Here is a 901-nt window from a genome sequence, read left to right as displayed (position 1 = left end):
CGACGTTCTCGAGTGCAGCGATCTGCGACCACCGGCCGCTCTCAGAAATCACATGCGTCGGATGCTCGACAAAGTTCGGCATCCCCTCGAGATGTTGGACGTGGCCCGAGCCTTCGTCGGGGTGGTCCATGTGAGTCTCGACGACGCGAACCTGAATGGGACGCGTGAGCACCGCGTCATCGGCCGTGCCAAACAGACCATCGAACCCAGCATCGGTTACGGAAACAAGTACGGTGGTTTCGCCGAATACGCTGGCGTGGCTAGACAACCGCAGTTCCGCCGACTGAGTGGTCGAGTCATAGTCGACCGTCAGCTGATCCAGGAGATCTTCGTTGCTGCTCGAGACTGACACCGCCAGGGGCTGCGACTCATTCCCTCCAGCCGTCAAGCCTGCGATCGTTATGTTTGCCGCGGGATTGTGAGGATCGAGCTGCACCGAGCTCACGATCGGCGCCATTGTCGGCGGATCATTGACCGGGCGAACCGTCACCCGGAAGGAACGTTCGGAGCGACTCCCCTCGGTACCCGAGTCGCTAATTGCGACGACCACCGTTGTTTCACCAGACTGGTCGGGCAAGGGCCGGTAGGTGAGCCTGGCGAATGTTTCGCCAGGGGTATAAGAAACCTGAGGGTCCGTGATCACGGAGTTGGGCGAACTCGTGATAGAGAACTGGAGCGTCCCCTTCAAAGCCGCGGGTCGGATCCCGGTCAGGAGGATGCTTTGAACGCCAGCGTCTTCATTAATCGGCGACGGATCGGCAATTGCATTCAGTTGAAGCGGAGGTAGTGCTTTCAGTTCGAGGTCTACCCAGGGGCTCCAGAGCGGTTCGTCGCTGCCGTCCACCTCAGCCCGCACTCGCACGCGGTAGCTTCCCTCGCCCAGCTCGCTCGGGGGCGTCAA

General features: G+C 60.8%; 1 protein-coding gene. It reads right to left on the bottom strand.

Annotation, left to right across the window (positions count from 1 at the left end):
* The coding region (locus tag GNK13_RS20380) for a hypothetical protein (RefSeq protein ID WP_164104392.1) at nucleotides 1–550 on the bottom strand (550 nt) is incomplete at its 3' end.
* Nucleotides 551–901: the final 351 nt, after the last annotated feature.

It is taken from the genome of Candidatus Laterigemmans baculatus (assembly GCF_010367455.1).
Lineage (GTDB): Bacteria > Planctomycetota > Planctomycetia > Pirellulales > Pirellulaceae > Laterigemmans > Laterigemmans baculatus.
This window is presented reverse-complemented; position numbering and strand designations above follow the sequence as displayed.